General features: G+C 73.9%; 9 protein-coding genes and 1 tRNA gene. 9 read left to right on the plus strand and 1 reads right to left on the minus strand.

Annotation, left to right across the window (positions count from 1 at the left end):
• The first annotated feature begins 36 nt into the window (after window positions 1-36).
• The 6 genes from ACI8AC_RS11425 to ACI8AC_RS11450 all read left to right on the plus strand — a co-directional run bounded on the left by ACI8AC_RS11425 (window position 37) and on the right by ACI8AC_RS11450 (window position 7,791).
• Window positions 37-109, plus strand: a tRNA-Thr gene (locus tag ACI8AC_RS11425).
• A gap of 443 nt (window positions 110-552) precedes the next feature.
• Complete coding sequence (locus ACI8AC_RS11430) at window positions 553-1,389, plus strand: glycosyltransferase (RefSeq protein ID WP_456897887.1); 837 nt, start codon at window positions 553-555, stop codon at window positions 1,387-1,389.
• Window positions 1,389-2,795 carry a glycosyltransferase family 4 protein gene (locus ACI8AC_RS11435; protein WP_456897888.1) on the plus strand — a complete coding sequence of 469 codons (1,407 nt, stop codon included), beginning with the start codon at window positions 1,389-1,391 and terminating at the stop codon, window positions 2,793-2,795. Before ACI8AC_RS11430 ends, ACI8AC_RS11435 begins: the two co-directional genes overlap by 1 nt.
• Window positions 2,792-5,344, plus strand: a complete 2,553-nt coding sequence (locus ACI8AC_RS11440; protein ID WP_456897889.1) for a glycosyltransferase — start codon at window positions 2,792-2,794, stop codon at window positions 5,342-5,344. The genes ACI8AC_RS11435 and ACI8AC_RS11440 overlap by 4 nt, the downstream gene beginning before the upstream one ends.
• Window positions 5,334-6,572, plus strand: coding sequence for a hypothetical protein (locus ACI8AC_RS11445; RefSeq protein ID WP_456897890.1), 1,239 nt, complete (start codon window positions 5,334-5,336; stop codon window positions 6,570-6,572). Before ACI8AC_RS11440 ends, ACI8AC_RS11445 begins: the two co-directional genes overlap by 11 nt.
• A 64-nt stretch (window positions 6,573-6,636) precedes the next feature.
• Window positions 6,637-7,791 carry a glycosyltransferase family 4 protein gene (locus ACI8AC_RS11450; RefSeq protein ID WP_456897891.1) on the plus strand — a complete coding sequence of 385 codons (1,155 nt, stop codon included), beginning with the start codon at window positions 6,637-6,639 and terminating at the stop codon, window positions 7,789-7,791.
• A 22-nt stretch (window positions 7,792-7,813) separates the two neighbouring features.
• On the opposite strand, the gene ACI8AC_RS11455 is transcribed toward ACI8AC_RS11450, so the two are convergent.
• Entirely contained in the window at window positions 7,814-9,061 is a 1,248-nt protein-coding gene (locus ACI8AC_RS11455; RefSeq protein WP_456897892.1) for a beta-galactosidase, read from the minus strand.
• 206 nt (window positions 9,062-9,267) lie between these two features.
• Between ACI8AC_RS11455 and ACI8AC_RS11460 the strand changes: the two genes are divergently transcribed.
• The 3 genes from ACI8AC_RS11460 to ACI8AC_RS11470 all read left to right on the plus strand — a co-directional run bounded on the left by ACI8AC_RS11460 (window position 9,268) and on the right by ACI8AC_RS11470 (window position 13,504).
• Window positions 9,268-10,893 carry a phospholipid carrier-dependent glycosyltransferase gene (locus tag ACI8AC_RS11460; protein ID WP_456897893.1) on the plus strand — a complete coding sequence of 542 codons (1,626 nt, stop codon included), beginning with the start codon at window positions 9,268-9,270 and terminating at the stop codon, window positions 10,891-10,893.
• Between the two features lie 194 nt (window positions 10,894-11,087).
• The gene (locus tag ACI8AC_RS11465) at window positions 11,088-12,710 is read left to right on the plus strand and encodes a peptide ABC transporter substrate-binding protein (protein ID WP_456897894.1); all 1,623 of its coding nucleotides are present in this window, start codon (window positions 11,088-11,090) and stop codon (window positions 12,708-12,710) included.
• A 47-nt stretch (window positions 12,711-12,757) separates the two neighbouring features.
• Window positions 12,758-13,504 (plus strand): SAM-dependent methyltransferase, encoded by a 747-nt coding sequence (locus ACI8AC_RS11470; RefSeq protein WP_456897895.1) that lies wholly within the window; start codon window positions 12,758-12,760, stop codon window positions 13,502-13,504.
• The last annotated feature ends 86 nt before the right edge of the window (window positions 13,505-13,590 follow it).

Here is a 13,590-nt window from a genome sequence, read left to right on the forward strand (position 1 = left end):
GTGGCGCCCGTGCCGTAGGCTGTTGCCCGCACGCCCGCCGCCTTAGCTCAGTCGGTAGAGCATCTCACTCGTAATGAGAAGGTCGTCGGTTCGATTCCGACAGGCGGCTCACCACGGCAGCGGCCCCACCCTCGCCGAGGGTGGGGCCGCTGCCGTTCCCGTGGGGTTTCTCGGTCCCCCCGCCAGCGGGATCCAGGAGCGGCGCCGCTGTCGTGGCGATGCCGAAGGGCGCTCGATCACCGCAGCACCGGCTGTGACGACCGGAGAGGCCGCACCTCACCGGTCGGGGTGAACCGTGACCGGCATCACCGGTGAACGTGAGGGAAACGGGGGTTGACGTCCCCCCTCGGGGTGAGAGAAACTTCAACCAGTTCGATCGCCGTCAACAAGGTTGGGCTCGGCCCATATCGGCATCGAGCGGGACCGGCGAGTGCACCGCTGCGAGAGCCCGGTCACATCCCCCGTATTCGTCGCTCCGCTCGGAGGCCATGCATGCTGACGTCCGTCGCTCCGCACCCGCTCCCCCCCGCCGCCGGCGCTGACGTGGCGAGCGTGGGGCACACGCACGCCACGGGGTGGCGGGAGCGTCCGTTCGTCGAGCTCGAGGTCGTCATCCCCGCACTCAACGAGGAGCGCCGGCTGCCTGCGACGCTGGCACGGACCGTCGAGTACCTCGCCCGCCAGGACTACAGCAGTGCAGTGGTGGTGGTGGACAACGGCAGCGTGGACCGGACCGCGGACGTGGTGCGTGAGGTCATGCGTCGCTCGCAGGTCCCGGTGCACCTGGTCGGGTGCGCCGCGCCCGGCAAGGGTAGTGCGGTGCGCCGCGGGCTCGTCACGGGCCGCTCCCGCTTCGTGGGGTTCATGGACGCCGACCTGGCGACGCCGATCGAGACCCTCGACCGCGTCGTGCCCCTGCTGCGCTCCGGGGTCACCACGGTGATCGGTTCCCGCAACGCACCCGGTGCCATCCGCGCCGTCCCGCAGGGGGTCGTCCGTCGGGCGGGTGGCGAGGCCTTCCGTGCCGCCTCCCGGACCGTCCTGCCCGGTGTGACCGACAGCCAGTGCGGCTTCAAGTTCTTCTCCGGCCAGGTCGTCCGTCGCGCGATCACCGACTGCCGCGTGAGCGGGTTCAGCTTCGACGTGGAGCTCCTCGGTCGTCTGCAGCGGGCCGGCCACGCGATCGTCGAGGTCCCGGTGACCTGGACCGACATGGCGGGGTCCACCTTCAACCCCGTCCGCCACGGGTTGCGTTCCTTCACCGACACCGTCCGCGTCCGCCGGCTCCTGTCCGGGAGGCGGAACGTGCAGGTGGCACCCATCATCGACCTCGAGACGATCCGCCGGGTGGTCCCGGCGGAGCCTGCGGACGTGGAACTGGTGGGTTGATGAGTCGAGGCCTGACCTCTCTGGCAGGACGACGGATCCTGCTGCTCAACTGGCGCGACCTCCGGCATCCCCGGGCGGGGGGCGCAGAGGTCTACTGCCAGGAGATCGGGGAGCGTTTCGCTGCCGCGGGCGCCGAGGTCACGCTCTTCACCTCGGACTTCCCGGGGGCGCCGCTCGCCGAGATGCGCGGCGGTGTCGACGTGCTGCGGTGCGGGGGGACCTTCGGGGTCTACCTGCGGGCCGCGCAGCACCTGCGGCGGCGTCGCCGCCCCTACGACGCGGTGGTCGACTTCCAGAACGGGATACCGTTCTTCGCCCCGCTGTTCGCCGGGTCGCGGACGGCCGTGGTCTGCGTCATCCACCACGTGCACCAGGAGCAGTTCGCCCTGCACTTCCCCTGGCCGGTCAGCCGTGTGGGTCAGCTTCTGGAGGGCCCCGTCAGCCGGAGGGTCTACCAGCGTCGGCCGCTGGTCGCCGTGTCCCCCTCGACCCGTCGTGACATCCGCCGTCGCTTGCGCCTGCGCGGCCCGATCCACGTCGTCCCGAACGGCATGGTGGCGGTCGAGGAGGCGGCCGACCGGGTGCGCTCGACCGAGCCGCGGATCACGGTGGTGAGCCGATTGGTGAGCCACAAGCGGTTCGACCTCCTGGTGGACGCCGTTCCCGACCTGATCCCGCGGTGGCCCGGACTGCGGGTCGACGTCGCCGGTGACGGCCCGGAGCGCCCAGCACTGGAGCGCCGGGCTGCGGCGGCGGGCCTGCGAGACGTCGTCCGGTTCCACGGTCGGGTCGACACCTGTACCCGGGACCGGCTGCTCCGTGAGGCGTGGCTCACCGTCAGCCCCTCGCAGGCCGAGGGCTGGGGGTTGACGATGATCGAGGCGAACGCTGCCGGTGTCCCCGGCGTGGCCTTCGACGTCGCCGGCCTGCGCGACTCCGTGGTCCACGGCGAGACCGGCTGGCTGCTGCCGCCGGACCGATCGCTGGCCTCCGGGCTGGCCGAGGCCCTGGAGGCGCTCGAGGACCCGGTCGTCGCGGACGGGTTCACCGAGCGGTGCCGGGCCTGGGCGAGTCGCTTCTCCTGGGACTCGTCCGCACAGCGGCTGGCCGGGATCGTGGCCGGGGAGATCGACCGCGTGCGGCGTCTACCCCGGAGTCGGCGGATTCCTTCTGACCTGGGTATCCGTCTCGACGCGCGGGTCGAGGAGGTCGTGGACGCCGATGAGGTGTTCCACGGACGCATCCGGCGATCGGACCAGTGGGTCGTGAAGGGTCGGGACCTCTCCCTGCTGCTGCACGGTTGCGACGAGGCGGGCGCCGAGGTCGTTCTGCGCCGGATCGGGGTCGAGGACGTGCGGCGCCTCAGCCTGGCCACGAGCAACGACCTCCTGATCGGGGCGGCTTGACCGCTGCGACCACGCCCGAGGTGGGCCGGGAGGTCGTCGACCCGGCTTCCCGGCGCGCGCTCGTCAGAGGAGCGCGCCTGCTCACCGTGGCCACCGTCGCGGTCGGCCTCCTCAACTACCTGTACTCGCTGGGGCTGACCCACGTCCTCGACGTCGGCGACTTCGCGGTCTTCGCGGCCGGTCAGGCGTTGCTGCTGTCGGCCGGCACGGTGTCGTCGACCTCCGTTCCCTGGATCCTCGCCAAGGCCCTGGTCCGCGCCCGGACCACGATCGAGCGGCGCCAGGCCGTCTGGTTCGCCGTCGTCACGAACGGTGCCCTCGGCCTGCTCGCGGGAGGCGTCGTCACCCTGCTCGCGGGGCGCTTCGCGCCGCTGCCGGTGGCGGTCGTCGTCGGCGCGGCGACCTGCCTGGTCTTCCTGTCGTCCACGACCGTGGGGCTGCTCCAGGGGGAGGAGCGCTTCGGCCTGCTGGGCGCGCTACGGACCGCCGACGCACTGCTCAAGATCGTCGTCGGCGTGGTCCTCGTGGTGCTGGGCGCCGGCGCCGCCGGAGCTCTTTCGGGTTTCGCCGCCGGGTCGCTGCTGCTGATCGGGGCCACCGTGGTCCTCGCCGGCCGGGACATCCGGCCTACCCCCGGTGCGCTGCGGTTGCGGTCGATGTGGGTCTCGGCGGCCGGGGTGGCCGGCATCCAGGGCCTGGTGTCGGTGCTCGTGACCGTCGACCTGGTGCTGGTCGCCGTGCTCACGGTGGAGGCGGCTTCCGCGGCCACCTACCAGGCGAGCATGATCCTCTCCCGCGTGCCGCTGTTCCTGGCCGGGGCGGTGAGCGCCTCGGTCTTCCCCCTCTTGGCCCGCACGGGAGGCAGTGGCCGGGCACCCGTGGGCACGGCCGTCCGGATGTACCTCACCCTGGTCCTCCCGTTCGTGGTGGCGCTCGCCACGGTCCCGGCGCCCCTCCTGGACCTCCTCTTCCCCGACGACTACGCCGACATGACCCGGCTCCTGCCGTTGACGGCGGCGGCCGGGCTGCTCATCGGGGCGGTGAACCTCCTCACCACGTTCTCCCAGGCGCGAGGGCGTTACCTCGTCACCATCCGCGCCCAGGCCGCCGGCCTCGCCGTCCACGTCGTGGCACTGGTCCTCGGCCACGTCTGGGGCGGTGTGCTCGGCCTCGCGGTCGGCGCCGTGGTGGGCAGCGCCACCTGCGCCGTCCTCCTCCTCGCGGCTGCGCCGGGGCAGTGGCGGCCCGTCCTGCTGCCGAGGCCGGGGCTCCTCCTCGGCTGCACGCTGCTCGGCGGCGTGCTGGCGCTGCTGCGTCCCCACCCCGTGGCCTGGCTCGTCGTCGCCGCCGCGGCCGGCGCGTGGGCGGCCCGGCGCGCCGGTCGGGACCCGAGGCCCGGCACCGACGCCGAGTCCCTGCCGCCAGGCCCGGACGCTGTCCGGCGGTTGCGCATCCTGCACCTCGGCTTCGAGGACTGGCGCAAGCCGGGCAGCGGCGGGGGAGCGGTCCGGACCCGCGAGGTGGACGAGCGCCTCGCGCGGACCCACGAGGTCACCGTGCTCGTCACGAGATACCGCGGTGCGCGGGAACGGGTGGAGAACGGCGTGCGCTGGGTGCCCGTCGGCCTCCCGCTCGGTTACTGGGGCGGCATCCTCTCCTACTTCCTCGCGCTGCCGTTCGTGCTGAGGCGGTACCGGGCGGACCTGGTCGTCGAGGACTTCGCGGCCCCGATCGGCAGCGTGCTCCCGCAGCTGTGGAGGACCGGTCCGCACGTCGCGGTCGTCCAGTGGCTGGATGCGGAGGGCAAGGCCCGCCAGTACCGGGTGCCGGTCCAGCGGGTGCAGTGGCGAGGGGTGCGCCGGCACGACCGGTTCGTCGCGATGTCCGAGGACCTCGCCGATGTGCTGCGCAGCCGCAATCCGAGCGCCGAGGTCGAGGTCATCCCGAACGGTGTCGCGGCGGAGGCCTTCGCCGTCCGTGCCCCGCGGGGGGCCGACGTGGTGTTCCTGGGACGCCTGGAGATCGCCCAGAAGGGGCTGGACGTCCTGCTCGAGGCGTTCGCCCAGGTGACCGACGAGCTCCCCGGTCGGCTGGTCCTGGCCGGAGACGGACCCGACCGCCGGGCCCTGGAGGCCCGGGCGGCGAGCCTGGGCGTCGCCGACCGCGTGCACTTCCTCGGCCGGGTCGACGGGGAGGAGAAGTTGCGCCTCTTGGCCGGGGCGCGGGTGGTGGCGATGCCGTCCCGGTACGAGACGTTCGGCATCGTCGCCGCCGAGGCGCTTGCGTGCGGCACCCCGGTCGTGGCCTTCGAGATCCCCTCGCTGCGCGAGGTGGTCGTCCCGGGCACCGGCGTGCTGGTGCCGGCCTTCGACACCGCCGCCTTCGGCCGGGCGTTGGTGCACCTGGCCAACGACCTCGATCAGGTCGAGGTCATGGGCGCGCGGGGGCGGGAGGTCGCCCGGCAGTACGACTGGGACGACGTCGCCGCGCGTCAGGAGGCGTTCTACCTCCGGGCCCTGGACGCGGAGCGGACCCCGGATGACCGCTGAGGAGTGGGGGCGCGGCGTGACCCGCCGCCGGCTCCTGCAGGGGGCCGGCGCCGTCCTCGGGGTCGGAGCCCTGACCGTCCTCGTCGGCCGGGAGCTGTACGGCCCGCCGCCGGGGGGCCCCTGGGACCCGGCGACGCTGACCGGCCCCGTCTTCGGGATGCTCCAGGCCGAGCCGGACGTCTACCCCGACCTGGACGCGGCAGGAGTGGGGGCGGTGACCCTCTCGGTGCCGTGGAGCCGCGCCCAGCCGCGCCCCGGCGACCTCGACGAGGACTTCCTGCGGCGGATCGACGAGGTGCAGCGCGTCGCGCGCGGCTCCGGGCTGGAACTGGCGCTCAGCCCGGGCCTGCAGTATCCGCCCGGCTGGGTGGAGGACCTTCCGGGTGCCCGCTTCGTGGACCAGCACGGCAGGACCTGGCGTGGACCCGCGGGGGACGACGTCGTCGACGCGGTCTTCAACCCGGAGGTCCGCGAGGCGCAGGGCGAGTACCTCCGCCTGCTCGCGGAACACGCGTCGGAGTGGCGCGTGGCCGGGGTGCGCATCGGCGGCCTGGCACGCGGGGAGCTGCACTACCCGCCGGTGGACCGGTCGGCCGTCCGCAACACCTACTGGGCCTACGGCGTGGCGGCCCGCGCGCAGTGCCCCGTGCCCTGGTACCGCCCGGGGGAGGGGTCCAGGGAGGACGCCGCGGTCTTCCTGGCCTGGTACCTGGGCGCGCTACGCGAGTACGGCCGGTGGCAGATGACCACGGCACGGGAGCTGTTCGGGGACGGCCCGAGGTTGCTGGTGCTCATGCCGTCGTGGGGGATCCGCCCGGGGGAGGTGGAGGTCGCGGTGGCGGCGGGCCTGGACGGGACGACCACCGGCGAGCGGCGCGGCACCCTCACCGAGGGCCTCGCGTGGGAGCAGCAGGTGCTGGACGCGGCCGCCGTCCCGGGTGCGGACGTGTGCACAACGTGGCTCGATGCCGAGGACCAGGGCAACAGCCTGGGCGACATCGGTCCCGGCCGCTACCTCGCCGGCCTGGCCGGGCGTCACGGGCTCGGGGTGTGGGGGGAGAACACCGGCGGCAACGACACCGGGGATCTCCGCCGCTGTGTCCGGTTGGTGCAGGAGCTCGGACTACAGGGGCTCTTCTGGATGGGCGCCGAGGATCTCGGCGAGGACGGCAACGCCTCGCTCCAGGACTACGCCGTGCAGATCCGCGCCCTTCGGCGTCAGGATTGACCCCCGTCGCGACGACGGGTCCCACGGCGGGGCAAGAAGGCCGGACCACAGGAGGAGACGGGGCATGCGGGGAGACCGACCGCAGGACGGCGACCTCTCGGGGCGGCGGGTGCTCATGGTCACCAGCCATCCCCTGGACGCCCGGGACGGCGCGGACAAGGAGTTGGCGTACACCATCGCGTCGGGGATGCCGGAGGTCGACTTCACCTGGTTCGGCCGGATGGGGGCCAGGTCGCGTGAGCCGCTGAGCACCGGACGCCGGCTGCCGCTGCTCTCGGCCACCGGGATGCCGGGGCGGCTGGAGCGGGCTCAGGCCGCAGGCCTGGCGCTGCTCCTGGATCGGCGGGTCGACCTGGTCCACGCGGTGGTCACCATCGGGCCGCACTTCGCCCGCTTCGTCCGGCTGCGGGAACGGCTCCGCGCCGCCGCCGGGGGCCGTCCCGCCGTCCACACGGTCCCCGCCGTCGCGGACGTCACGGGGCTGCGGGGGACACCGGCGCTGGGCACGACCGTGGTCCTCTCGCGCAGTACCCAGCAGACCCTCGTCGACGCCGGCTTCCCGGACGTCCGCCTGATCCCGCCGGGCATCGACCTGTCCCGGTGGCCGGTCCGGCCGAGGGCGCATGGTCCGGGCGAGGCGCCGGTGGTCGGCTTCGCCGGGCACTACGACCCCGAGGGCGGGCTGTGGGAGTCCGTGGTCGCCCTCGGCGACCTGGTCCGCAGGGGCCGGGACGTCCGCGCGGTCTTCCTCATGAGGCCTCGGCCGGGGCAGGACGAGGCGAGGCAGGCGGCGGAGCTGGTCCGCCGCTGCCGTGAGGTCGGGCTGGTCGACGTGCGGGTGCACGGGCGCACGCGGGACATGCCCGGCATGCTCGCCGGGATCGACCTGTTGCTGCTCCCGGCGCGGGACCTCGGCGGGAAGGCCGACGTCCCCCTGACCGTGCTGGAGGCCATGGCGGCAGGGCGGCCGGTCGTGGTGACCGACCTGCCGCAGATGCAGGCCCTCGGTGAACAGGCCACCCGGGTCCCGGTAGGGGACGTCCCGGCGCTCGCCGGTGCGGTCGCCCGCCTGCTGGACGAGCCGGCGCGGTGGGAGGCGCTGGCGGCCTCCGGTCGCGCGCTCGTGCAGCGGGGGTTCTCCTCCGACCTCATGCTGGCCGGCTACCGCGAGCTCTACGCCGAGCTGCTCGACGGGCCGAAAGGCGAGGTCGCCGCGTGACCGGCGACCCCGCCCCGGGGCGTCATGCCGATCGGTCCTCCCGGATCGCCGCCGCGTAGTCGCCGATGCTCGCGTAGACGCCGCCGTACAGCTCCGGCTCGAAGGCCCACACGACGGCCTGCAGCTGGTACCTGCGCGCCTGTTCGAAGGTCAGGCGCATGTCGGCGACGGAGTCCCGTCCGGTGTTCTCCCCCATCACGGCGAGCGGCTGGGGGCGGTCGGTGGCCAGCGATGCCAAGTACTTGACCGGGCTCCAGTAGCGGGGGTCTGCGCGCCCGTCGGCGGAGGCATCGGCGTTGAGCCAGGTGGTGTAGACGACGACCCCCGGGTCGGTGATGCCACGGATGTACCGCGCGAAGTCGAAGCCGCGCTGCACCTCACCGTTGCGCTCGGCGCTCGTGCTCCCGGCCAGGTCGGCGGACACGGCCGCATCGAGCTGGCCTGGGCGGATCCCCCAGGACGGGTACAGCATGAGCAGCCGGCCCGGGTACCAGTGGCGCACGGTCTCGATCTGCCAGTCGTGGTAGTTGCCGAGACTGTCCAGGTACCAGTCCGCGAACCGCCGCGCCGCGTCATGGTCGGCGGAGGGGGTCCCCGGGACCCACCCGGGCACGGGATTCGGCATCATCCCGCTCGGCAGGCCGGCTGCCACCCCTCGCGCCACGGCGTCGAAGCCCCAGTAGGCGTTGGTGCGCCCGCTGTACGTGGCGTCGGGGTAGTTCAGCTCCCCGTACCAGCCACCACCGAGCCGGACCCCGTGGAAGTCGGTGCCCAGCGCGCCGAACAGACGCCCGAGGTAGTTCTGCTGCTTGTCCCGCACCTGCTGGTTGAACACCATGTTGGCGACCTTCTTGCCGGTGTCCGAAGGGGCATAGGCGTCCCCGTACTGGTTCACGTACCGGCTGTTCGGCAGGGCGAAGACCCAGGTCGGCGTGTGGTGGACGCCGGTGTTCAACACCACCTGCATGCCGGCGGCCCGATAGCGGGCGAGGGTGGTGCGGACCTCATCGAGATACGTGCGGTCGACCCGCCCCTCCGTCGGCTCGAAACGCTTCCAGGAGACGTCGAGGGTCACCAGGTCCACACCCGCCGCCGCGGTGGTGGCCAGCCTGGAGGGGGAACTCTGGAGCGTTCCGTACAGCCGGACGGGACCCGGCTCGGCGCCGGCCGGGACGGCCGGGACCGCCAGCGACAGCGCCGCGAAGACGAGCACGACGACGAGCCCCGGGACGGTCGGACGGCGGCGTGGACGGCGGTCGTTGAAGGGCATGGAACAGGGCCTCCGGCGACGGGACGGGGACCGGGTGTCACGGCAGCGGCCGGTCCCGCACCCCCGGGAGGGAGCCGGCGTCCGCTGGCGGGTAGGGGGTGCTCCCCGGTCCGGAGAGGCACGAGGCGCCTCACCAGTGGGAACATCGGCACGGCGCTGCCACAGTTGATGCCCCGGTCGGGTGATCGGGCCCGATCGGGGAGGTCGTGACGCGCGGGACAGCCAACGGGGGGACGGCGACGGAGGTCGCCCCCCCGCCGGGGCGGGGCGTCGGACCGCGTCATCGTCGTCCTCCCGCTCGGGGACGGGCAGCGCTGCTCGTCCTCACCGCGGTCTTCGCCCTGGCCGTCGCAGCCCGCCTGGTCGGGATCGGCCACGCCTACGAGTTGTTCATCGACGAGGTCACCTACACCGACATCGCCCGCAGCGTGGCGGCGGGGGACGGTGTCCGGCTGCACGGGGAGCCGTTCCACCTGCACCCACCCGGGCTGTTCCTGACGCTGGCCGGTGTGATCGGCGTCCTCGGGCTCGACACCGGGGACCTGGGGGAGCTGACCTACACGCTCCGGCCGGTGCCGGCGCTCTTCGGCAGCATCACGCCGGTCCTGATCGCGCTGCTGGTCCGCCGGGCGTCGGGCTCGTGGGGTGCCGCGGCCGCTGCCGGCGCGCTCCTCGCCATGGAGCCCTTCCTGATCCGGTTCGACAGCCGCGTGCTCCTCGAGGCCCAGGCGATGTGCCTCGCGACGGTGGGACTGCTCGGTCTGGTCTGGCTGCGCGAGCGGGAGCGCAGGAGGCGGAGCCGGCAGTGGCAGCCGGTCCTGGTCGGCCTGGTCCTCGCCGGGTCCCTCCTGACCAAGGAGACCTACGCCTCGGTCGCCGTCCTCCCCGTCCTCGTGCTGTTGTGCACCGGGCTGGTGCTGCGGCGTCGGACGTCCGGGGTCGTGCTCGCCGCCGTGGTCGTCGCCTACTCCCTCTACGTGGTCGTGCTGGGACTCAACGGGGAACTAGGCGACTGGTTCGAGGACAAGACCAGCGGCGTGCGCCGCTTGCTCGGGTTGTCGCAGATCACCGGCTTCAACTCCGACAGCCACTCCGCCGGGCTGGTGGACCGGATCCTGGTCAACCTGGTCAACTTCGCCGTCACGTACGCGCTGATCGGCCTCGGGGTCCTGGCCGTCGTCTGGCTCGTGGTCCTGCTCAGGCGGCAGACCGAGGTCCCGGGTGCCGACCGCTCCGTGCTGGTCCTCGTGGTGGTGTGGGCCGTGTGCGCGCAGCTGCACCTCAGCTACGCGGTGACGATCGGCACGCTGGAGGAGCAGATGTTCTACCTGCTCGTCGTCACGGCGGTCCCTGTGGTGTGCGTGGTCGCCCGGCTGCTCGTGGCGGGTGGGGGGCCGACCTGCCCGCCCGGGCTGCGCGGGCGGTCCCCGCGGACTCTCGCCGGGGCCTTCCTGGTGGGTCTCGCCCTCGCCCTGGTCGTCGACGGGGTCGTGTGGTGGCGGCTGCACGCCGTGCCGGACGACGCGTATGCCCGGTTCCTGGCCTGGGCCGAGGAGGAGCTGCCTCCCGGTGCACGGGTGGTCGCCACCGACGAGACCACGCAGTTCGTCCTGGACGAGACGCGGGTCATCCGGTTGGAGACGGGGGCGGAGACCCGTGAGTTCCGCGCTCAGTACGTGCTCGTCGTCAGCGAACTGGTCGAACAGGGGTACAGCCCTGTCGACGAGGAGCTCATGGAGATCATCGACGAGGGGCGGTTGGTCTTCAGCGCTGAGGGCAGGACGGTCGGCCGGCTCGAGCTGTACGACGTGTCGGCCGTCATCGGGCAGTGAGGACCCACGGGCGTCGGTGACCCGCCCCGTCGTCACCTCGGTGTCCGGGCAGCCGTCGGGCCGCTGCCGTCCCGGGGCGCCGGACCACCCCTCCGGGGGAGAGGGGGCTCCAGGTCGCGGGCCGGCGTGCCGATGTGCGGGGGAGAACCCACCCTCCCGCCGAGAGGCGCCTGCGGACCGGAGAGCCCCGCCCCATGTCGTCCCCCACGTCCTCCCGCGGCCTGGTCGCCACCGTGGCCGCCGGCCTCCTCCTGCTCAGCGCCTGCGGGGGCGCGGACCCCGCGGGGCCCGTCCCGCCCGAGGCGGTGAGCATCGCGATCGGGGAACCGGTGCGCCCGCTCGTCCCCGGCGACACGGTGGAGGAGTACGGCTCCCAGGTCGTCGGGTCGCTGTGGACCGGGCTGGTGGAGTACGGCGCCGACGGCGCGGTCGGGTACACCGGCGTGGCGGAGTCCGTCGACTCCCCGGACAACACCACCTGGACCATCCGGCTGCGCGACGGCTGGACCTTCCACGACGGCACGCCGGTCACCGCACGGTCCTTCGTCGACGCCTGGAACCACACCGCCTACAGCCCGAACGCCCAGAGCGGGTCCTCCTTCTTCGCCGACGTCGAGGGCTACGAGGACCTCCAGGCCCCGACCGACGACGCCGGGGAGCCGACCGGCGACCCCGCCGCCACGGAGATGAGCGGGCTGCGCGTGGTCGACGACCTGACCTTCACCGTGACCCTCACCGCGCCCTTCGCCCAGTTCCCGGTGACCCTCGGCCACAACCCGTTCCTCCCGCTGCCCGAGGTGTTCTTCGCGGACCCCGAGGGCTTCGGGCGCCACCCGGTCGGCAACGGCCGGTTCCGGGTCCGGGACGAGTACGTCCCGGGCGCCGGCGTGACCCTGCTGCGCTACGACGACTACGCGGGCGAGCGGCCGGCCTCCGTCGACGCCCTCGAGTACCGAGTCTACGGCGAGACCGCCACCGCGTACACCGACGCGCTCGGCGACGCCCTCGACGTCGTCCCCACCGTGCCCCCGGAGGCCGGCGGGACGGCGCGGCAGGACTTCGGCGACCGGTACCTCGAGACGGCGGCCTCCGGGTTCACCTACCTCGCTCTCCCGCTGTACCAGGAGCGCTACGTCGACCCCCGGGTGCGGCGGGCGATCTCCCTGGCCATCGACCGGGAGGCGATCGCCGCGGCCTTCTTCGCCGGGTCGCGCCGCCCCGCGGACTCCGTCGTCGCCCCGGTCGTGGAGGGGTACCGCCCGGGGGCCTGCCAGGCCTGCGTGCTCGACGTCGAGCGCGCCAACGACCTGCTGGACGAGGCCGGGTTCGACCGGGCCGAGCCGGTCGAGCTGTGGTTCAACGCCGGCGCCGGCAACGACGCCTGGATGGAGGCGGTCGGCAACCAGCTGCGCCGGCACCTGGGTGTGGAGTTCGTGCTCCGCGGCGACCTGGCTCCCGCCGAGTACGGCCCGCTGGTGGACGGCCGGGGGATGACCGGCCCGTTCCGCTTGGGCTGGTCCATGGACTACCCGAGCCCGCAGAACTACCTGGAGCCGCTGTACGCCACCGGCGCGGGCGCGAACGCCACGTCCTACAGCAACCCGGTGTTCGACGCGCTCGTGGCGCAGGGCGACGCCGCGCCGACGGCCGGGGAGGCCATCGCGTTCTACAACCGGGCGGAGGACGTGCTCCTGGAGGACATGCCGGTCGTCCCGCTGTTCTTCCAGGTGACGCAGTCGGTGCACTCGACCCGGGTGGACGACGTGGTCGTCGACGTCCTCGGCCGGGTGGACACCGCCTCGCTGACGACCGGCTGACCGGGAAACCGCTGGCCCGGCCGGCCGGTCCACCGCAGGATGCGCCGGTGGACCGAGCCGAGCTCAGCGCGATCGCGCACCGCTGGCACCCGATCGCCGCCCCCGTCTCCGGCGCGTCGGCCCGCCGGCTGGTCCGCCGGCTCGCCGTCCCCGACGGCGGCCGGGTGCTCGACCTCGGCTGCGGCGCCGGCGAGTGGCTGCTCACCGTCCTCGCCCGGACGCCGCACGCACGCGGCGTCGGCGTCGACACCTCGGCGCCGGCCCTCGCCGAGGCCGCGGACCGGGCCTCGCGGCGGGGGCTGGCCGACCGGGTCACCTGGGAACGGGGGGACGCCGCGGCGCACCCCGGCACCGGCTACGACGCGGTCCTCTGCATCGGCGCCACCCACGCCCTCGGCGGCCCGGGCGGGACGCTCGACGCCGTCCGCGGGCACCTGCGCCCCGGCGGCCGGGTGCTGCTCGGCGACGGGTTCTGGGAGGCGGGGCCCAGCGCGGCCGCGCTGGCCGGCCTCGGCGCCGGGCCGGGGGAGCTGCCCGACCTGGCGGCTCTCCTCGACGAGGTGGCCAGGCACGGGTTCGAGCCCGGCTACGGGCACCTGTCCACGCCCGCCGAGTGGGACGAGTACGAGTGGTGCTGGACCGGCGCCCTGGCGGAGTGGGCGCTCACCGGGGCCGCCGGGGCGGACCGGGAGCAGGCGCTGCGGGCCGCGCGGGAGCACCGGCGGCAGTGGCTGGCCGGCTACCGGGGTGAGCTCGGGTTCCTCACCGCCGTGCTGCACGACGTGCGGGGCTGAGACGCCGACGGCGGTGCCCCCGGGGACCGGGGACACCGCCGTCGGCGTCCGTCGTGCACTCGGCTGCCGCTCGAGGGGAGCCGGCC

This window comes from Geodermatophilus sp. SYSU D00758, from assembly GCF_054049955.1.